This is a genomic window from Luteibacter sp. SVR4-7G, assembly GCF_056755555.1.
In genome coordinates, this window is the sequence record NZ_JBPGXO010000022.1 from 53607 (window position 1) to 71846 (window position 18240).

General features: G+C 66.9%; 20 protein-coding genes. 1 reads left to right on the forward strand and 19 read right to left on the reverse strand.

What is annotated here, in order from left to right:
- Nucleotides 1-2: 2 nt before the first annotated feature.
- The 9 genes from ACR9ZH_RS10295 to ACR9ZH_RS10335 form a co-directional block, all read right to left on the reverse strand.
- The gene (locus tag ACR9ZH_RS10295; protein ID WP_481290667.1) at nt 3-416 is read right to left on the reverse strand and encodes a type IV pilus modification PilV family protein; all 414 of its coding nucleotides are present in this window, start codon (nt 414-416) and stop codon (nt 3-5) included.
- Between the two features lie 170 nt (nt 417-586).
- A complete protein-coding gene (locus ACR9ZH_RS10300) occupies nt 587-793 on the reverse strand; it encodes a cold-shock protein (protein ID WP_481290668.1) in 207 nt (68 codons plus the stop codon).
- A 137-nt stretch (nt 794-930) separates the two neighbouring features.
- The gene (locus ACR9ZH_RS10305) at nt 931-1677 is read right to left on the reverse strand and encodes an S-methyl-5'-thioinosine phosphorylase (protein ID WP_481290669.1); all 747 of its coding nucleotides are present in this window, start codon (nt 1675-1677) and stop codon (nt 931-933) included.
- Between the two features lie 5 nt (nt 1678-1682).
- Nucleotides 1683-2228: a hypoxanthine-guanine phosphoribosyltransferase gene (locus tag ACR9ZH_RS10310; protein ID WP_481290670.1), complete on the reverse strand. Its 546-nt coding sequence runs from the start codon at nt 2226-2228 to the stop codon at nt 1683-1685.
- A gap of 7 nt (nt 2229-2235) precedes the next feature.
- On the reverse strand, nt 2236-3237 hold the full coding sequence (nagZ, locus tag ACR9ZH_RS10315) for a beta-N-acetylhexosaminidase (protein WP_481290671.1): 1002 nt from the start codon (nt 3235-3237) through the stop codon (nt 2236-2238).
- Nucleotides 3231-3755, reverse strand: coding sequence for a CYTH domain-containing protein (locus ACR9ZH_RS10320; RefSeq protein WP_481290672.1), 525 nt, complete (start codon nt 3753-3755; stop codon nt 3231-3233). Before ACR9ZH_RS10320 ends, nagZ begins: the two co-directional genes overlap by 7 nt.
- 10 nt (nt 3756-3765) lie before the next feature.
- On the reverse strand, nt 3766-5067 hold the full coding sequence (gene rlmD / locus ACR9ZH_RS10325) for a 23S rRNA (uracil(1939)-C(5))-methyltransferase RlmD (protein WP_481290673.1): 1302 nt from the start codon (nt 5065-5067) through the stop codon (nt 3766-3768).
- Between the two features lie 106 nt (nt 5068-5173).
- Complete coding sequence (locus ACR9ZH_RS10330) at nt 5174-5773, reverse strand: YdbL family probable chaperone protein (RefSeq protein ID WP_481290674.1); 600 nt, start codon at nt 5771-5773, stop codon at nt 5174-5176.
- 75 nt (nt 5774-5848) lie between these two features.
- Nucleotides 5849-7876, reverse strand: a complete 2028-nt coding sequence (locus ACR9ZH_RS10335; protein ID WP_481290675.1) for a translocation/assembly module TamB domain-containing protein — start codon at nt 7874-7876, stop codon at nt 5849-5851.
- A gap of 46 nt (nt 7877-7922) precedes the next feature.
- Here ACR9ZH_RS10335 and ACR9ZH_RS10340 point away from each other — a divergent pair, with 46 nt between their 5' ends.
- The gene (locus ACR9ZH_RS10340; RefSeq protein ID WP_481290676.1) at nt 7923-8636 is read left to right on the forward strand and encodes a response regulator; all 714 of its coding nucleotides are present in this window, start codon (nt 7923-7925) and stop codon (nt 8634-8636) included.
- An 87-nt stretch (nt 8637-8723) separates the two neighbouring features.
- On the opposite strand, the gene recO is transcribed toward ACR9ZH_RS10340, so the two are convergent.
- From recO to ACR9ZH_RS10390, 10 genes are all read right to left on the reverse strand, one after another.
- A complete protein-coding gene (gene recO / locus ACR9ZH_RS10345) occupies nt 8724-9416 on the reverse strand; it encodes a DNA repair protein RecO (protein WP_481290677.1) in 693 nt (230 codons plus the stop codon).
- 21 nt (nt 9417-9437) lie between these two features.
- A complete protein-coding gene (gene era, locus ACR9ZH_RS10350; RefSeq protein ID WP_481290678.1) occupies nt 9438-10373 on the reverse strand; it encodes a GTPase Era in 936 nt (311 codons plus the stop codon).
- The gene (gene rnc / locus ACR9ZH_RS10355; protein WP_481290679.1) at nt 10370-11023 is read right to left on the reverse strand and encodes a ribonuclease III; all 654 of its coding nucleotides are present in this window, start codon (nt 11021-11023) and stop codon (nt 10370-10372) included. Before rnc ends, era begins: the two co-directional genes overlap by 4 nt.
- A 9-nt stretch (nt 11024-11032) precedes the next feature.
- A complete protein-coding gene (locus tag ACR9ZH_RS10360; protein WP_481290680.1) occupies nt 11033-11410 on the reverse strand; it encodes a DUF4845 domain-containing protein in 378 nt (125 codons plus the stop codon).
- 138 nt (nt 11411-11548) lie between these two features.
- A complete protein-coding gene (gene lepB / locus ACR9ZH_RS10365) occupies nt 11549-12451 on the reverse strand; it encodes a signal peptidase I (RefSeq protein ID WP_481290681.1) in 903 nt (300 codons plus the stop codon).
- Between the two features lie 98 nt (nt 12452-12549).
- The gene (gene lepA, locus ACR9ZH_RS10370; RefSeq protein ID WP_481290682.1) at nt 12550-14340 is read right to left on the reverse strand and encodes a translation elongation factor 4; all 1791 of its coding nucleotides are present in this window, start codon (nt 14338-14340) and stop codon (nt 12550-12552) included.
- Between the two features lie 99 nt (nt 14341-14439).
- A complete protein-coding gene (locus tag ACR9ZH_RS10375; RefSeq protein WP_481290683.1) occupies nt 14440-15858 on the reverse strand; it encodes a DegQ family serine endoprotease in 1419 nt (472 codons plus the stop codon).
- Nucleotides 15859-15974: 116 nt separating this feature from the next.
- The gene (locus tag ACR9ZH_RS10380) at nt 15975-16625 is read right to left on the reverse strand and encodes a sigma-E factor negative regulatory protein (RefSeq protein ID WP_481290684.1); all 651 of its coding nucleotides are present in this window, start codon (nt 16623-16625) and stop codon (nt 15975-15977) included.
- Nucleotides 16622-17218: an RNA polymerase sigma factor RpoE gene (rpoE, locus tag ACR9ZH_RS10385; protein WP_481290685.1), complete on the reverse strand. Its 597-nt coding sequence runs from the start codon at nt 17216-17218 to the stop codon at nt 16622-16624. Before rpoE ends, ACR9ZH_RS10380 begins: the two co-directional genes overlap by 4 nt.
- Before the next feature lie 132 nt (nt 17219-17350).
- Nucleotides 17351-18240, reverse strand: an 890-nt coding sequence (locus tag ACR9ZH_RS10390; RefSeq protein ID WP_481290686.1) for a putative bifunctional diguanylate cyclase/phosphodiesterase, incomplete at its 5' end; no start/stop codon positions are given.

The following is an 18240-nucleotide window of genomic DNA, read 5'->3' on the forward strand; positions in this document are numbered from 1 at the left end:
GTTCATGGATGGAACGCCCACTCGAGGATGCCGCGGCCCGACCACAGGATGGAAATGCTGCACCTGGGCCCGGCCACGCAGCGCACGCGCCCCGAGGCCGCCGCGCCGACATGACGTGACAGCTGCGCGCGGAACGACCTGAGGTCGTCGGCGGCACGAGCGCGCGCATCGCAGGGATGCACGCAACGGTCATTGCCGACGTTGTCGTCGACGTAGGCACCATCGACGACACCGGCACGATTCGCGCGCATCCGCATTTCCAGGCTGACCGCTATCGTGGTAGCCGCGGTGAGCCGCGACGCCCTGGCATGGGTAGCCAGCGATTGCATCGTCCAGGTGCCGTGACATGCCGCGCCGATGGAGAAAACGGCCAGCGCCGTCAGGGATTCGACCAGTGAGAAGCCTGCGTGTCGCATCGATGCAGCGTCGTGCGCGCGGCACATCGATGCCATAGGAACGCGTCGTGGCGCATCGTGCGCCTTTCGCAGGGGTGCGGGTGGTTGGCGCCCGCATGCAGGAACCGGGGAAGCAAAAAAAAACCCCGCGCGGATGCGCGGGGTTTTTTCGAACCAGCGAAGGGAAGTAATCAGGTGGCGACTTCGACGCCCGACGCCTGGGCACCCTTCGGGCCCGTGGTCACTTCGAACTTCACACGCTGGCCTTCCTGGAGACTACGGAACCCCTTGGAATTGATCGCAGAAAAGTGGACGAACACGTCCTCCCCACCGTCCTCGGGCGCGATGAAACCGAAACCCTTGGCGTCGTTGAACCACTTGACCGTACCGAAACGCATTGCGGAAACCTCTGGACATGGACTGGAAGCACCCGGATGGCAAAGGCGTTCCCCATGGATCCCCTGGCCTGCCCCCGCGGCGCAGCGGAAGTATCATCATGTTTCCAGGCAAAGCGCAACTGGGACTGATTCCGATATCAGCCCATGGCCAGGAGACGGCCCAGGATCGGCGGCACGTTCGCGGTGGCCGCGGCCAGGTGGGCGAAGATTTCCTCGATGCTGATTTCCGCTTCGTCGCCCGCTCCCGCCGCGAAATTCGCCACCAGGGCGAGGCAGGCGAACTCGAGATCCAGTTCGCGGGCGAGCGCGGCCTCCGGCATGCCGGTCATGCCGACCAGGTCGCAACCGTCACGCTTCATACGTGCAATTTCGGCACGGGTCTCGAGACGCGGGCCCTGGGTCACGCCATGGACACCCCCGTCGACGATCGCCAGGCCTTCCGCCCGGGCCGCCGCAAGAATCGCCTGGCGCAGGCTCTCCGTATACGGTTCGCTGAAGTCGATGTGGCGGACCTCGGCCCCTTCCACGTCGTTGAAACTGGTGTAGCGCCCGTGGGTGTAATCGATGATCTGGTCCGGGACCACCAGGGTGCGTGGACCCATGTCGTCGCGAATGCCGCCCACGGCATTGACCGCCACCACGCGACGAACGCCCAGGGAATGCAGTGCCCACAGGTTGGCGCGGTAGTTCACGCGATGCGGGGGCACCGTATGGCTCTCGCCGTGGCGGGCCAGGAAAGCCAGCCGCTTGCCGCGGAAGCGGCCGGTGACGATGTCGCCCGAGGCGGCGCCGAAAGGCGTCCCGACGGCATGCCGTTCGGCATCCTCCAGCCCTTCGAAAGCGTACAGGCCGCTGCCGCCGATGACGGCGAGGTCGATGCTCATCGGACTCAGTCCTTCAACGCGTAGATGCCCGGCAGGTTGCGGGCGTGTTCGTTGTAGTCCATGCCATAGCCGAACACGTAACGGTCCGGCAGGTCCACGCCGTTGAAGTCGGCTTCGATGCCGTGGGCACGGCGGCCGTGCAGCTTGGTGCAGAGCACCGCCAGGAGCACGCGCTTCGCGCCCATCTCGAGGCACGCGTCGCGCACGGCCTTGAGCGTATGGCCTTCGTCGAGGATGTCGTCGACCAGGAGCACGGTGCGCCCCTGCAACGGCACTTCCGGACGACGCAGCCAGTGCAGGTCGCTGCCGCGGGTCTGCCCGCGGTAGCGGGTGGCGTGGGCATAGTCGAACTCGAGGTCGGTGCGGATCGACAGTGCCAGCTGGCCCGCGAAGACTAGCGCGCCATGCATCACGGTGAGGAACACGGGACGCTCGCCGGCGAGCGCGCGATCGATCTCGCGGCCCATGCGGATGATTTCGATGTCGAGCTGTTCGCGGCTGAACAGGAGGTCGGCGCGGGCGAGCGCTTCTTCGAGCGAGGCGGAAGTCATGGGTGGTTCAAGGCTCCAGGGCGGTTACGCGCGCGATGAAACGCTCGCGCTGGGGATTGTCGACGAGGCCTTCCCATGTCGAGCCGATCGCGCCGCGCAGCGGGGCGATGCGCTCGGCTGGCGACGGACGGCGGCCTTCGACCGCCGCGATCGCTTCGGGAACGACTTCGGGAAAACAGGCGAGCACGAGGTCGCAACCTGCATCGAGGTGGGCGGCCGCGCGCGCGGCGATGCCGCCGACACTGCCGGCGGCCGCCATGCTGATGTCGTCGCCGAACACGCAGCCACGGAAACCAAGCTCGCCGCGCAGGACCTCTTCGATCCATGCGTGCGAATAGCCGGCGGGACGGTCGTCCATCGCGGGGTAGATCACATGCGCGGCCATCACGGCCTCGGCATGGGCTTCCATGCCGGCGACGAAGGGCAGCAGGTCGTTGCGGAAGATCTCGTCCTTGCTGCGCGGATCGATCGCGACGGATTCATGGGTGTCTTCGAGGACGGAGCCGTGACCCGGATAGTGCTTCAGCACCGCGGCCATGCCACCCAGGTGCATTCCGCGCACATAGGCCTGGACCAGTTCGGCGGCCACGGCCGGATCCGCGTGGAAGGCGCGGTTACCGATGGCGCGGCTGCCGCGGTCGATATCGGCGACGGGCGCGAAACTGAAATCCACGCCGATGGCGCGCATTTCGCTGGCCATGATCCACGCATGTTCCTCGGCGCGGTTCACCGCTTCCGCCGGGTCGGTGTCGTACAGCTTGCCGATCGCCGCCACCGGCGGCAGCCGGGTGAAGCCCTCGCGGAAACGCTGCACGCGCCCTCCCTCCTGGTCGACGCAGACGAGGAAGTCCTCGCCGGCCACTTCTCGCACCGATTCGATCAGCGCCGTGACCTGTTCCCGCGATGCGAAGTTGCGCGAAAAGAGGATGGTTCCGGATACGCCCGGTGCGGTGAGCCACGCGCGCTCGTGCGCCGCCAGCTCCGTGCCGCCCAGCCCGACGATCAGCATGACGCGTCCTCCTTCCCATCTTTTTCCCCGGCCGACCAGCGCGCAAAGGGGCGGTCGACGAGGTTCACGTTGTAATAGCGCGACTGGTCGGTCACTTCGGCACCGAGCCAGGCCGGGCGCGGATACGCGGCGTCCCGCGAAGGCAGCTCGACTTCGGCGACGACCAGCCCGGCGTTGTCGCCAAGGAACTCGTCGATCTCGAAGTGCGCGCCCTCGAGCATGACGTGGTGGCGAACCTTCTCGAGCACGCCGTCCGCCAGCTCATGGAGCAGGTGCTCCGCGTCCTCGAGAGGGATCGGATACTCGAACTCGTGGCGCTCCACGCCGAGGGTGGCCGACTTGATGTTGAGCCAGCCCTTGCCGTCCGCCAGACGCACGCGGACGGAGCATTTCGCATGGCCGGCATGGATCGCCGCGCCGGCCACGAGGTATCCCTGCGCGATCCGCTCGCTGCGCTCCACGAGGCCACGCCAGCCGTCGCCGGCGAGGAGGAACTTGCGTTCGATTTCGACGCCCATGGGGTCTCCGTCAGCCGCGCTCGAACAACGCGATGGATTCGACGTGCGCGGTGTGCGGGAACATGTCCATCACCCCGGCGGATACGAGCCGGAAGCCGTGCTTCGCGACGAGGATACCCGCGTCGCGCGCCAGCGATCCCGGATGGCAGGACACGTAAACGATGCGATTCGTGCCCTTGCGCGGCAGGTACTCCAGCACCTTGTCGGCACCGGCACGCGGCGGATCGAGGAGGATCTTGTCCCACGATTGCGTGGCCCAGGATTCCGTGCGCTGGTCGTCGAAGAGATTAGCGACGCGGAACGAGGCGTTGCCGAGGCCGTTGCGCGCGGCATTCGCCGCGGCGCGTTCCACCAGGCCGTGTTCGCCTTCCACGCCGACCACTTCCGCGGCATGACGCGCGATCGGCAGCGTGAAGTTGCCGAGGCCGCAGAAGAGGTCGAGCACGCGATCGCTCGACCGGAGGTCGAGCAGTTCGAGCGTGCGCGCCAGCATGCGCTGGTTCATTCCCGCGTTCACCTGCACGAAGTCGAGCGGAAGGAATTCGAGTTCCACGTTGTCCGCGGGTATCGCGAAGGCCAGGCGCGGCGCTTCCGGCCAGAGGGGGTGCACGCTGCTGTGGTTGCCGGGCTGGAGGTAGATGGCGAGGCCGTGTTCCTTGCCGAAAGCGGCCAAAGCCTCGCGATCGCGCGCGGACAAAGGCTGCAGGTGGCGGAAGACGAGGGCCACGGTGTCGTCGCCGGCCGCGAACTCCACCTGGGGAATGTCGCGCGCGGCATCGAGCCCGCCGATGAGCGTGGCCAGCAGGCCTACCTTCGGACCGAGCGCCGGATGGATGACCTCGCAAACGTCGATGTCGGCCACGAAGCGCGGGTTGGATTCCTCGCGGAAGCCCACGAGCACGCGCTCCTTCTTGGCGACATAGCGCACGGAGAAGCGCCCCTTGCGGCGATAGGCCCAGGGCTGGTCCACCAGCGGCGGCAGCCACGTCTCCGGCGTCACCTTGCCGATCCGTTCGAAGTTCTCGGCCAGCACGCGCTGCTTCGCGGCAATCTGCGCCGCGGGCGCCAGGTGCTGGAGGGAGCAGCCGCTGCACTGGCCGAAGTGCCGGCACAAGGGTTCCACGCGCTCCGGAGAAGCCTCGAGGATGCGAACGACCTCGGCATCGTCATAGTTGCGATGACGCTTGCGGTACTTCAGCAGCACGCGCTCGCCCGGCAACGCGCCGGAGACGAAGGTGGCCTTGTTGTCGATGCGGGCGACGCCCCGGCCGTCGTGGCTGAGGTCGGTGATGGTGGCTTCGAATTCGGTCATGCGCTCAAAAACGTGATGTGGGAAGCACGCTGGCGCGCGAACGGGTGCTCGCGGCTAGACCCGTTCGCGCGCCAGCGCGCTTCCCACGGAAACATCAGAGGTGCCTTTACTTGCGCTTCCAGGCGCCCGAGGCATCGCGATAATACCAGCCCGGCGGTGCCCGCTGGACCCAGCCCTCGGCGAAGGTCTTGCGGATCTGCGCTTCCCATTCGGGGTGGCCGTTGGCCGTGGCGACCGCGCGATACAGCGCGTCGCGGTCGCTGTTTTCCTGGCGGACCAGGCCATCGGCCTGCGAGCGCTGGTCCAGCGGCAAGGCCGAGGCATCGCGCACCGCGACGAGGCCGTCGGCGGTGAAGCCCACCGCGCCACTGTCGAAGAGCGCTTTCAGCTGTCCGCCGAAGCGTGCCTTCATGCGTGCACGGATGGCCTCCGTTTCCGGCGTGCTGATGCGGATGTCCGGGGATTCCGCGGCGTGGGCCGCCGGGATGACCAGGTCGAGCAGCGATGCCGAAGGCTGCCTGCCGGGTGGCGTAGCTGGCTTGGCCTCCTTGTCGGAGGCGGGCTGGGCGGCTCCGCTTTCGTCAAGCACGTTGCCGATGAATTGGTCGGCAGCCTTTTGTGCCGCCGCTTCCGGGAAGTAGACGTTGATGGTGACACAGCCGGCCAGCACCATCAGGGTTGCCATGAATATCAATAGTTTGCGCATTAACCTTCCTCCGGTTTCCAGCAGCGGTCTCACCGCTTCGTTGGCCTTCCGCGCCAGGGCGCGTTCCTGCATGCCTCAGCGAACGACCGGTCCATCGCCTTCCGTCGCCGTCCTGAGCCGGCGGACCAAGGTAGGCCAGTCCACTTCGCGCTGGTGTCCTAGCACGGACAGGTGCGGCAGGCCGCTGCCCTCCACGATAGCGTAGCCGTCTTTCGCCGGGCCGAGCCCGCCCATGCTGCAGACATCGTTTTTGAGCGTGCAGGACAACCCGATCCGTTTGTAGCCGAAGGTCTTGAACAGCTTCAGCATGGTGCCCTGCAGGCCGCCGGCGATACCGCCTCCGCCTACCGAAGTGAGGTTGTTGACCGCCTTCTGGCTGATTCGCCCGCCCTGGTCGGCGAGCAGGTCGGCCTTGAAGGCCACCGGCGCCCAGGCCACCAGCCGCAGGCCATCGATGGTCCCGCGGAGACGGCCGGTGATGTTCCCGAAGTCGAACACCGAGGTCAGGAGGGACAGGTCGAGCTGACGCAGCGCGATATCGCCGCTCAGGACCGGCGCCGGTCCGAAGGGCTGTGCGAGGGTCATGCCGGTGATGTCGACGAAGCCGTCGAAGACGTTGAGGGAAAGACCGCCGGCCAGTTCCACGCGATCGTCGACGTAACGCAGCGACGGCATGGCGCCGCCGAGCTTGCCCTGGAACTCGGGCCAGCCGAGCGCGCGGCAGAAGGCCGCCATGTCGATCTCGGTCAGCGCCAGCGAAGTCTGCAGGCGTTCGCCGCTCGCCGCCGCCGGACGCAGGCTCATGCCTAGCACGCGCAACTGGCCGTCGAGTACGGGGATCGCGAACGGCTTCTCCAGCTTCAGGACGCCGCCGGTGCTGCGCCACGACGCATCCGCGGCGCCATTGGGAATGCGATAGAGCTGCAGCGCGCGCCAGCCGAGCCGGGTGGGCGGACGGTTCTCGGTGGCGCTCCAGTCGAGCGCCCCGTGCAGGCCATCGATTCCCAGTTGCCCACCCGGCAAGGACAGGTCGAGGTCGCTCGTCTGCAGGGCGAACGCCTTGAGCGCACCGCCCTCCACGATGACGTGTCCGGCCACGTCGCCTTTCGCTTCGAGCGCGTCGACGCCGAGGGTTCGCAGCAAGCCTTTCCCGTAGCGGGAGTAGGCGGCGGGAAGGCGCGCGTTGAAGCGATCCAGGCGCAGGTTCGACAGGTCGCCGTTGGCCGCGAAGCCCAGCTCGCCTTCGAGCTGCAGGGCATCGGGGTCGGTCATGCGCAGGCGGCGGATGCTCAGCTCGCCCTTCTTCGCGCGAGCCCCGAGCGAGAGCTGCACGGCGTGATCGGGAAGATCGGCGTAGAGCGAGCCCAGCAGGAGACCGCCGCCGTGCAGCGAGGCGTCCAGATCGATCGACGTACCGTCGGCCTGGCTGTCGATGCCCAGCCTCCCGCTGCCGGTTACGCCCTGCCCGGCCAGCTTCCCGCCAGGGCTGTCGAAGCCGACGCCGTTCAAGGCGAACTGGCCGGCGGCCTGCACACCGCTGTCGAGCACGTCGAGCGCGAGGTCCGCATCGACGCGGCCGGTGGTGGCACGGCCTGGCCAGACGGTAGACAGCAGGCCTTGCAACCAGCCCGAGGGCAGTCCGGTGAGGGTGATCTGCGCATGGCTGGGCTGGTCCATCGGCAAGGCCACCTTGGCGAGCGACTTGTCCTGGCTCAGCGACACCTCGAGGGTATTGGCCGCCTCGTCGGCGACCATGTGGACGCTGGCGTTGCCCAGCGCCCCACCGGGCGCGCCACGGAGGCGCACCGCGCCATCGAAGACCCAGCGTCCCAGTTCGTCGCGGTCGAGCGTGCCATCAAGCCGCAGGCCGAGCTTGCGCCATCCCAGCGCCGGCATGTCGGCCCGGTCCGCCGACAGCTTCACGTCCAGGCCCTTGCCGTCGCCGGCCGGATCGATGTCGGCTTGCATGCCGCTCATCTGCATCCCGGGCAGGCTGATCGTGTCGGCCTCTATCGATACCCCCGCGCACACGCCTCCGGCCCAGACGATGGCCGTCAGGGCGGTGAGGATCAGCGCGAGCGCACGGGTTGATACGGGGAGCATGCTCGGCCATTCTGCCAAATCCAGATGAACGACACGGAACGTTACTATGTCGCAGGACACTAAACGCCAGCTGCTTGTCGCCGACGACGACCCGTCCACCCGGCAGTTCCTTGCCGGCGCTCTCGCCGGCCACGGCTACGCCGTCGCGCTGGCCGAGGATGGCGCGGAGGCGCTGGAAGCGGCGCGCACCACGCGTTTCGACGCCCTGCTCCTCGACTGCCGGATGCCGCGCGCGGGAGCGGTCGAGGTACTGTCGGCGCTGCGCCGGGAACCGGGTGCCGCGTCGCGCGAGTCCGTCGCGTTGGCCACGAGCGCCGAGGTACCCGCCGCCCTGCGTACGGAATTACTTAAGGCCGGCTTCGCCGGCGTCATCGAAAAGCCGTGCCGCATCGCGTCGCTCGTAGAGGCGCTCTCGGCAACCCTGGGCATCGAAGGCGAGCTGCGGATCCTCGACGACGACGCCGGCCTGACCGCCGCGGGCGACGCACGCACGATGCAGGCCTTGCGCCAGCTCCTCCGTATCGAACTCACCGAGTTCTCCGCGGCACTGGCGATCCTTGCGAACGAACCGGCGGAACTCGTGGAGCGCCTGCACCGGTTGCGCTCCGCCTGCGGCTTCTGCGGGGCGATGCGCCTGGGCGTACAGGCCAAGGTGCTGCAGGGCCACGTGCGCGAAACACGCGCCGTCGTCCCCGAAGCGCTCGCCCGTTTCCGCGCCGAGCTGGATGCGGCGCTCAGGGCCCTCCCCCCATCCGTGTAGGAGCGCGCCCTGCGCGCGACGCCTTTGAGGCCGTGAACAACAGGGCCAACTGCTCCTCGCGAAAGCTGTCGCGCGCGTTGCGCGCTCCTACCTCAGTACGCGCCAGGCCCTGAGTTCGCCGCCGCCGAGGTGGAAAGCGATGACCTGGCGCATCATGCGGCGCAGCGCCGCGAGACCGGCGGTGTCGGGGGAACGGTCTTCCGCCAGGGCCAGCAGGTCGGCGCCGCGGATCGCGCGGGGGTCGCCGGCACGGCCGGGCATGGCCCCGGACTCCGGGTCGTAGAAGTACGTGGCAGCGGGATCGAGCGGCGCGCCGTCCAGCGCATCGATATCCAGCTGCAGGGCGTAGCCGAGCGAATCCAGCATGTCGCGCTCGAACCGGCGCAGGGTCCAGGCGAGCGGCTCGCCGGCGGCCATGCGCTGCAGGGTTCGTTCGTAGAGCCCGAACAACTCGGGGTTCGGGTCTTGCCGCCCGGTCAGGCGTACCACCAGTTCGTTGAGATAGAGCCCGGCAAGGCCGGCATCGCCGATAAGCCGCGATACCGGGCCGGACGACTCGGCAGCGCGCAGCGTCGCCAGCTCGCCCTTCATCAGCAGATCCAGTTCAACCCGCTGGAACGGTTCCAGTTGCGCCCGCTGCAGCCGTGCACGCTCCTTTCGCACCCCGCGGGCGACCACGCCGATACGGCCATGGTCCCGGGTCAGGCATTCGACCAGCAACGAGGTTTCCCGGTACGGCCGGGCGTGCAGGACGAAGGCAGGCTGTTGCTCGACGCGCATCGCTGGCGGCGCCCCGGAGGCTTATTCGTAACCGAAACGCTTGAGCAGGTTTTCGTCGTCGGCCCAGCCTTCGCGGACCTTCACCCATAGTTTCAGGAAAACCTTGCGCTCGAACAGGTTCTCCATCTGCCGGCGCGCGGAGGTGCCAATGGCCTTGAGCTGGGCCCCGGCGTTGCCGATGACGATGGCCTTCTGGCCGTCGCGTTCCACCCAGATCACCGCATGGATCTCGGCGACGCCGTCGGGACGGTCCTCGAAGCGCTCGATCTCCACGGTGGTGGCGTAAGGCAGTTCCTGGTCCAGGCGCAGCATCAGCTGTTCGCGGACCATCTCCGCGGCGAGGAAGCGCTCGCTGCGATCGGTGATCTCGTCTTCGCCGTAGATGGCCGGCTGCTCGGGCAGGCGCTTCAGGATGCCCTTCTCCAGGCCGGAAAGCCCTTTCGACTTCAGCGCGCTCACGTAATAAACGTCGTCGAAGGGATGCTTCTGCATCAGGTCGGCGACGAAGGGCAGCATGGCCGCCTTGTCCTTCTGCAGGTCGACCTTGTTGATCGCCAGCAGCTTCGGCATGTCCTTCTGCTCCGCCAGCGCGGCGTACATGGTCATGTCCTCGTCGGTCCAGCGCCCGGCCTCGATCACCTGCACGGCGAGGTCCACTTCGGTGATCGCGGCACGCGCGGCGCGGTTGAGACTGCGGTTCATCGCCCGCTTGCCTCCGCGATGGAGGCCCGGCGTGTCGACGTAGAGGATCTGGCCCTGCGGTTTGCTGGAAATGCCCAGGATGCGATGCCGGGTGGTCTGCGGACGATGGCTGACGATGCTCAGGCGCACGCCGATGAGCGAGTTCAGCAGCGTGGACTTGCCGACGTTCGGACGGCCGACCAGGGCTACGTAGCCGCAGCGGAAATCGTCGTCGACGAGGGACTCTTCGTGTTCGGGGGTGTCGTTTTCGTTCATGACTTGTCTTCCAGCAGGCGGCGAAGAATCGCTTCGGCAGCGTCCTGCTCGGCGGCGCGCCTGCTGCCGCCGCGTCCCTCGACGCGGATCGGCTCGGGCTCGTCGATGGAGCAGCTGACGTCGAAGACCTTGGCATGGTCTTCGCCGTAGCTGCCTGTGAGTTCGTAGACGGGGAGCGCCAGCCCCCTGCCCTGCAGCCACTCCTGCAGACGAGTTTTCGCATCCTTGCTGGAGCGCTTGATTTCTGCCACGCGGGGCGTGAACAGCCTGCGCACGACCTGGCGGCACGCGTCGTAGCCGTCGTCCAGGTAGACGGCGGCCACGAGGGCCTCGAAGGCGTCGGCAAGGATCGAGTCGCGGCGGAAACCGCCGCTCTTCAGCTCGCCGGGCCCGAGTTTCAGGACATCGCCCAGTTCCAGTTCACGGGCGATCGCGGCCAGGGCCTGGCCGTTGACCAGTTGCGCGCGCAGGCGGGAAAGCTCGCCCTCGCTGGCATTCGGATGGGCCTCGTAAAGCAGTTCCGCCACCGTGGCGCCCAGGAGGGCGTCCCCAAGGAACTCCAGGCGCTCGTTGTTCGGTTTCCCGGCGCTGCGATGGGTCAGCGCCAGGGTCGCGAGGTCGGGGTTACGGAAGGAATGGGGAAACTGCACGACAGCTCGTTACGTGGACGCATTCCTCAGCTGCACCGAGTTTTCGAAATGCAGGAGGAAGTCGATGTTGTAGATGAAGGGAATCTGCTTGTCGTATTCGACGTGCAGGACGGCGCCGTTGTTGGCGCGGTCCATGGTGATGTCCTTGGGCTGGATCGTCGCGTCGTCCACGTACTGGAAGCCCATCTTGAAGATCAGCTCGCGGCGGATGCCGTCGAGGTCCTGGGTATTGGAGCCACTGGTGGCGATCTGGGACATGGCCTTCTTCACGCCGAAGTATTCGATATAGGCCGGGACGAGCTTCATGGCCATGAAGGCGAAGAAGCCGAGCACCAGCAGCACGATGACGAAACCGATGAGGGTAATGCCCGATTGCCTGGATTTCATGTTCGATTCCCGCCGCCGGAGCGGCTCCCCTGTTCGAGACGTTGAATGCGTACGGAGCGCGAACGCGCCCCGCAGCGGAGATTACCTTGTCCGGCGGCATCCGCAACGCCTTGCGGCGTGACGGAGGCCACCGTTCGGTCAATGAATGACCTTGCCCATCTTGGAGAAATCGAACCAGCCGTTGCCCGGGCCGCGCCATGCCAGCCAGACGAAGAAGGCCTTTCCGACGAGGTTCTGCTCCGGCATGCAGCCCCACCAGCGGCTGTCGGTGCTGTTCATGCGGTTGTCCCCCATGACGATGTAGCAGCCCTTCGGTACCTCCGAGGGCACTACCGCGTTGGGGATGTCCTGCGGCATGTTGTAGGCAGGGGTGAGCGCGATCGTGTGGTTGATGCTGCCCAGGTGCTCGGTGTACAGCTTCGAGCCGAAGGTCATCAGCAGGCGATCTTCCGGCCGCGTCATGCTGCCCTTGAACGGGCCGATCTCGTCGGCGCCCACGCGCTCGCCGTTGATGTACAGCTCGCTGCCGCGCGTTTCGATGCGGTCGCCCGGAAGACCGATGACGCGCTTGATCCAGTTTTCGCTCGGTACGGGCGCATGCGGATCCTGGCAGGTCAGATCGCCGCTGCGGACCGTATGGCCGTTTTCGTCCTTGCAGAGGTAGCCGGGGAAGCGGAAGACGACGACATCGCCGCGGCGCGGTTCACCGTTCGCCACCAGCTTGTTGTTGAAGGCGGGCATGCGCAGGCCGTAGGCGAACTTGTTGACCAGGATGAAATCGCCCACGTCGAGGGTGGGCATCATCGATCCGGAGGGAATCCGGAACGGCTCGGCCACGAATGAGCGCAGGATCAGCACCACCAGGATCACCGGGAACAGGGAGCGGGCCCAGTCCACCGGCCAGGGCTCCGGCTGCTCCGTACCGGATGCCTCCGTGCGGGCGCGGCGCGCCTTCGCCAGGAAAAGACGATCGAACAGCCACACCAGTCCGAAGAGGACCGTGAGGCCCAGAAGGATCGCCGAGAAATCGAATGCCGCCATGCCAACTCCGTTAGTCGTATCGAGGGGCCGAGAGGCCCATTCCGGCGCATCCGGTGCCGGGGTTCCATAGGTGAAACGTCATGCCGCCGGGGCGGCACTCATTTATCGACCTTCAGCACGGCCAGGAACGCCTCCTGTGGGATCTCCACGCTACCGACCTGCTTCATGCGCTTCTTGCCTTCCTTCTGCTTTTCCAACAGCTTCTTCTTGCGCGAGACGTCGCCGCCGTAGCACTTCGCAAGCACGTTCTTGCGCAGGGCCTTCACGGTCGAGCGCGCGATGACGGCGGCGCCGACCGCAGCCTGGATGGCCACGTCGAACTGCTGGCGCGGGATCAGATCCTTCATGCGCTCCACAAGTTCCCGCCCGCGGCGCTCGGCATGCGAACGATGCACGATCAGGCTCAGCGCGTCCACGCGATCGCCGTTGATAAGAATGTCGACCCGGACGAAGGGGCCCGCGTCGAATCGCTCGAGGTGGTAGTCCATCGAAGCATAGCCGCGCGACACCGATTTCAGGCGGTCGAAGAAGTCGAGCACGACTTCCGCCAGCGGCAGCTCGTAAGTCACCTGCACCTGGGTGGCCAGGTACTGGATGGAGCGCTGCACGCCGCGCTTCTCCTCGCAGAGCTTGATGACGTTGCCGACGTAGTCGCCCGGCGTGAGGATGGTGGCGACGATGATCGGCTCGCGAATCTCGGCGATCTGCTGCGGCGGGGGCAGCTTGGCCGGATTGTCCATGTCGAGGACGGTACCGTCCGTCTTCGCCACCTGGTAAACGACGGTGGGCGCCGTCGTGATGAGGTTGAGGTCGTACTCGCGCTCCAGGCGCTCTTGCACGATTTCCATGTGCAGCATGCCGAGGAAGCCGCAGCGGAAGCCGAAACCCATGGCTTCGGAGCTTTCCGGCTCGAAGAACATCGCCGCGTCGTTCAGGCGCAGCTTGTCCAGCGCCTCGCGCAGGGCCGGGTAGTCGTCGGCGGAGACAGGGAACAGGCCCGCGAACACGCGCGGCTGCATGGTCTGGAAGCCCGGCAGCGGTTCTTCGGCCGGCTTGCCGGCGTGGGTGAGCGTGTCGCCCACCGGCGCGCCGTGCACGTCCTTGATCGACGCGTTGATCCAGCCCACCTCGCCTGCGCCGAGACGGTCGAGCTTCTTCCGCTTCGGGGTGAACACGCCCACGTCATCGACCAGGTGGGTGCGGCCGGTGGACATGACGAGGATCTTGTCGCCGGGGCGGATCTCGCCCTGCATCACGCGCACGAGCGAGACCACGCCGAGATAATTGTCGAACCAGGAATCGATGATCAGCGCCTGGAGCTTGTCCGTGTCGCGCGGTTTCGGCGGCGGGATGCGATGGATGATCGCTTCCAGCACTTCGATCACGTTCTGGCCGGTCTTGGCGCTGACCGGGATCGCGTCGCTAGCGTCCAGGCCGATCACGGCCTCGATCTCGGCCTTGGCCTTCTCGATGTCCGCCGTGGGCAGGTCGATCTTGTTGAGCACGGGAATGACTTCGAGGCCTTGCTCGATCGCCGTGTAGCAGTTGGCGACGGACTGCGCCTCGACGCCTTGCGCGGCATCGACGACGAGCAGCGCGCCCTCGCAGGCCGACAGCGAACGGCTGACTTCATACGAGAAGTCGACGTGGCCAGGGGTGTCGATGAAGTTCAGCTGGTAGGTCTTGCCGTCGCGCGCCTTGTACGGCAGCGACACGGACTGCGCCTTGATGGTGATGCCGCGCTCGCGCTCGATCGGATTGTTGTCCAGCACCTGCGCTTCCATTTCGCGCTCGGACAATCCGCCGCACAACTGGATGATGCGGTCGGCCAGGGTCGACTTGCCGTGGTCGATATGGGCAATGATGGAGAAGTTGCGGATGAGTTCCATGGAGCGCCGTGGTCACGTTCACCATCGCTCGCGGCGCGAACGACGCGCGCCGGCCCTCTCGGCCGGCGCGAATCCCGCATTATCGCATGGAAGGCCGCTTCAGCGGTCGCTGGGCACGGTGACCCCGACGAACCGGGTGGAATCGTCGCGGCGCACCAGCAGCATGGCGGTGTCGCCCGGCTTGATGCCCTTAACCGCGTCGCGGAAGGCCGCCGCGCTGCCCACGCGCTTCTGGTTCACCATCAGGATCACGTCGCCGGACTGCAGGCCGGCGCTGGCTGCCGCGCGACCGGTGATCCGGCTTATCACGACACCCTCCCCGGCCTTGAGGCCGAGTTCCGCACGAGCCGAGGCGTCGATGTCCTGCACGGCCATGCCCAGGGCGGCCGCCGAACCGCCGCCGCTGCCTTCGTCGTCGCCCGACGAAGCCAGCGCGTCCTTGTCGCGCGGCATCTCGCCCACCTTGACGTCGACGGTCTGCTTCTTGTGGTCGCGGAGGATCTCCACCTTGGCGATCGAGCCGGGCTTGGTCAGCCCGACCAGCGGGGGGAGGTCCGGCGACGACGTGATCGGCGTACCGTTGAAGGAGAGGATGACGTCGCCCTGCTTCAGGCCGGCCTTGTCCGCGCCGCTGCCGGGCGTGACCTGCGCCACCAGCGCGCCGTTGGCGTCCGGAAGGTCGAGGTTCTTCACGAACTGGTCCACCGGCTGCACGGTGACGCCGAGCATGCCGCGCGAGACGTAGCCCTTGTCCTTGATCTGCTGCACGACGTTCATCGCCACGTCGATGGGGATCGAGAATGACAGGCCCTGGTACCCGCCCGACGTGGAATAGATCTGCGAATTGATGCCGATCACCTGGCCCTGCAGGTTGAACAGCGGGCCGCCGGAATTGCCGCGATTGATCGGCACGTCGGTCTGGATGAACGAGGTGTACGGCTGGTCGCCGCTGCCGAGGTTGCGGCCCACGGCGCTGATGATGCCGTGGGTGACCGTAGCATCGAGGCCGAAGGGCGAGCCGATGGCCAGCGCCCACTGCCCGCGCTTCACGGCCCGGGAGTCGCCGATGGTGACGGTGGGAAGCGACTTGCCATCGATCTTGAGCAGGGCGATGTCGTACTGCGGATCCTTGCCGACCACCTTCGCGGTGAAGGTGCGGCGGTCCTGCAGGCGCACCTTGACCTCGTCGGCATCGTCGACGACGTGGTCGTTCGTGAGGACATAGCCGTCGGCCGAAATGATGAAGCCGGAGCCCAGCGAGGTCTGCTCGCGCGGCTGCATGGGCATGCCTGGCATGCCGAAGAACCGGCGCAGCAGTTCTTCCTGGTCGTCCGGCATGGCATTCTGACGGCCCCGCGCCTTCTGCGACGGGCCGCCGCTCTTCGCCTCGACGTGGACCACGGCGGGAGCATTCTTCTCCACGACCGCGGTGAAGTCCGGCAGGGTCTGCGCGTATGCGCCCGTGCCTGCCAGTAAGAGCGCGCCACCCAGGAGCGCGCGAGCTTGCCAGAGAGCCATCGATTTTCTCCTTTGTTACCTAACCACGGCTGCGCGTGCGGCCGGGACCGCACCGAATGTTGCCAAACCAGGGAAAGGCGCGCCGGGATGAGCGGCGCGCAAGCATGCTGCGCGGCTCAGCGAGCCTGCGGCGCGGCTACCGGCTGCACGTAGCGGCTGCCGTCGGAACGGATCAGCAGCATGTAGCCATTGCCCTCCGGTGCCGAGGCGGCCCGGGCGCGGTGAATCTGGTACGGGGTGGAACGCGGCAGGTACGAGTACGCCGCGGCACCGGCGTCATTCGAACTGTCGAACGCCGCTTTCTGGGTAAAGCGGGAGGCCATGTTGCCACTGAGCCACTGCGGCGCCACCGGCGCGACCGCCTGCATGGCCGGCGCGCTGGCGACCTGGGCATCCCCCGCCAGTTCGGCGCGCTGCGCGACGTCGGGGGCGGTGGAGCGATTGCCGGCCGGTTGCGAAAGCATCAGGGCGGCTACCGCGACGCTCGCCGCGATGGCGCCACCGGCCGACCAGTGCAGCCAGCGGCGGCGCGGCATGCCGGCGCTGGCCGGTTCGGCCTCGATCATCGCCATGACGCGGTTGGCGAAATCGGCGGAAGCCAGCGGCGTGACTTCATGGCGGAGGCCGTCACGGCCCACGTGGAAGCGTGCCCAGGTATCGGCGAGGACCGGATCGGCTTCGAGCCGACGCAGCAGGAAGCGGACTTCCTCCCGCGACAGCTCGCCGTCCATGCCGGCAGAGAGGATTTCCCGATTGGCTTCGCTCATGGGTTGTAGTCCTCGCGGTCGGACAACAGCGGCCGCAGTTTCTGGTCGATGGCCTCGCGGGCCCTGAAAATACGCGAACGGACGGTACCGATGGGACAGTCCATGATGGCGGCAATATCTTCGTAGCTCTTGCCTTCCACCTCGCGCAGGGTGATCGCGACCCGAAGTTCCTCAGGCAGGGCTTGGACAGTGGAAAACACCGTTTGTTCCACCTGTTCCCGCATCATTTCGCGCTCGGGGGTGGCACTCTCGTGCATCCGGGTGGCGCCCGGCACGTATACGGCATCCTCGATGTCGATATCGCCGGTGGGTGGCCGGCGGCCCATGGCCACCAGGTGGTTCTTGGCCGTGTTCACGGCGATCTTGTAGAGCCAGGTATAGAAGGCGCTTTCGCCACGGAAGGAGCCCAGGGCGCGCCAGGCGCGCACGAAGGCATCCTGGGCGATGTCCTCGCACTCGGTCCGGTCGTGCACGTAGCGCGAGATCAGGGCGATCACCTTGTGCTGGTACTTGCGGACAAGCAGATCGAACGCACGGCGATCCCCTTGCTGCACGCGCTCGACAAGTACTTGATCCAATTCGTTTTCGCCCATCCGGGCCGTCTCCTCAACTCTATCGGGGCCAGTCGCGGGCGCAGCTGAGACAAGTCGGCGCGACGCAAGTTCAGTCGCGTCTTGCCGGATTCCTCCCGTGAAAATATGCGGGGCAGCCGGACCAACCTCAAGCTACCCTGCCGATGCGGGGATGGCCTGCCTCTCGTTCACCAGGCGTTCGCGCTCTCCCAGCAGCTTCTCGAACGTGGCGGTGGGCAGGGGCCGGCAGAACAGGTAGCCCTGCAATTCGTCGCAGCCGTTTGCGCGCAGGAAGTCGAGGTGTTGCTCGATTTCGACGCCTTCGGCCACCACGCCGCGCTTGAGGCGATGGGCCATGTCGATGGTGGCGCGGACGATGGCTTCGTCGTCGGGATCGACGCCGATGTTGCGCACGAAGCTCTGGTCGATCTTGATCCGGTCGGCCGGCAGGCGCCGAAGGTAGTCCAGCGACGCCGCGCCCGTGCCGAAATCGTCGATGGCGATGCGGCAACCCATGGCATGCAGCGCGTCGAGCGTCTCCACCAGGTGCGGCACGGTTTTCACGCTGATGCTTTCGGTCACTTCCAGTTCGAGCTGCTCGGGCGCCAGTCCCGTGTCGCGCAGGGCGCTGGCCACGACGGCGTCGAGGCCGGGCTGCATCAGCTGCACCGCGGAGAGGTTCACGCCAAGGCGCAGGCCGAGGCCGTAACGGTCTTCCCAGATCTTGGCCTGGGCGCAGGCGGTGCGCAGCACCCATTCCCCGATGGGAACGATGAATCCGCTGGCCTCGGCGAGCGGAATGAAGAATCCCGGGCTGATCATGCCCAGCTCGGGATGCTCCCAGCGCACCAGCGCCTCCATGCCGACGATGTCTTCGCTGTGCGCATCCACCTGCGGCTGGTAGAACACGCGCAGTTCCTCGTTGCGCACCGCATGGCGGAGGCGCACCTTCAGTTCGGCCTGGTGCTGCTGCGCGGCGTCCACGTTGGCGGCGTAGACCTGGTAGTTGTTGCGGCCCAGGCTCTTGGCACCGTACATGGCCT

Excerpts from the sequence above, each read along its gene's own strand:
- ACR9ZH_RS10295 (WP_481290667.1), bottom strand. The coding sequence starts at position 416 with ATGCGACACGCAGGCTTCTCACTGGTCGAATCCCTGACGGCGCTGGCC.
- ACR9ZH_RS10300 (WP_481290668.1), bottom strand. The coding sequence starts at position 793 with ATGCGTTTCGGTACGGTCAAGTGGTTCAACGACGCCAAGGGTTTCGGT.
- ACR9ZH_RS10305 (WP_481290669.1), bottom strand. The coding sequence starts at position 1,677 with ATGAGCATCGACCTCGCCGTCATCGGCGGCAGCGGCCTGTACGCTTTC.
- ACR9ZH_RS10310 (WP_481290670.1), bottom strand. The coding sequence starts at position 2,228 with ATGACTTCCGCCTCGCTCGAAGAAGCGCTCGCCCGCGCCGACCTCCTG.
- nagZ (WP_481290671.1), bottom strand. The coding sequence starts at position 3,237 with ATGCTGATCGTCGGGCTGGGCGGCACGGAGCTGGCGGCGCACGAGCGC.
- ACR9ZH_RS10320 (WP_481290672.1), bottom strand. The coding sequence starts at position 3,755 with ATGGGCGTCGAAATCGAACGCAAGTTCCTCCTCGCCGGCGACGGCTGG.
- rlmD (WP_481290673.1), bottom strand. The coding sequence starts at position 5,067 with ATGACCGAATTCGAAGCCACCATCACCGACCTCAGCCACGACGGCCGG.
- ACR9ZH_RS10330 (WP_481290674.1), bottom strand. The coding sequence starts at position 5,773 with ATGCGCAAACTATTGATATTCATGGCAACCCTGATGGTGCTGGCCGGC.
- ACR9ZH_RS10335 (WP_481290675.1), bottom strand. The coding sequence starts at position 7,876 with ATGCTCCCCGTATCAACCCGTGCGCTCGCGCTGATCCTCACCGCCCTG.
- ACR9ZH_RS10340 (WP_481290676.1), top strand. The coding sequence starts at position 7,923 with ATGTCGCAGGACACTAAACGCCAGCTGCTTGTCGCCGACGACGACCCG.
- recO (WP_481290677.1), bottom strand. The coding sequence starts at position 9,416 with ATGCGCGTCGAGCAACAGCCTGCCTTCGTCCTGCACGCCCGGCCGTAC.
- era (WP_481290678.1), bottom strand. The coding sequence starts at position 10,373 with ATGAACGAAAACGACACCCCCGAACACGAAGAGTCCCTCGTCGACGAC.
- ACR9ZH_RS10360 (WP_481290680.1), bottom strand. The coding sequence starts at position 11,410 with ATGAAATCCAGGCAATCGGGCATTACCCTCATCGGTTTCGTCATCGTG.
- lepB (WP_481290681.1), bottom strand. The coding sequence starts at position 12,451 with ATGGCGGCATTCGATTTCTCGGCGATCCTTCTGGGCCTCACGGTCCTC.
- lepA (WP_481290682.1), bottom strand. The coding sequence starts at position 14,340 with ATGGAACTCATCCGCAACTTCTCCATCATTGCCCATATCGACCACGGC.
- ACR9ZH_RS10375 (WP_481290683.1), bottom strand. The coding sequence starts at position 15,858 with ATGGCTCTCTGGCAAGCTCGCGCGCTCCTGGGTGGCGCGCTCTTACTG.
- ACR9ZH_RS10380 (WP_481290684.1), bottom strand. The coding sequence starts at position 16,625 with ATGAGCGAAGCCAATCGGGAAATCCTCTCTGCCGGCATGGACGGCGAG.
- rpoE (WP_481290685.1), bottom strand. The coding sequence starts at position 17,218 with ATGGGCGAAAACGAATTGGATCAAGTACTTGTCGAGCGCGTGCAGCAA.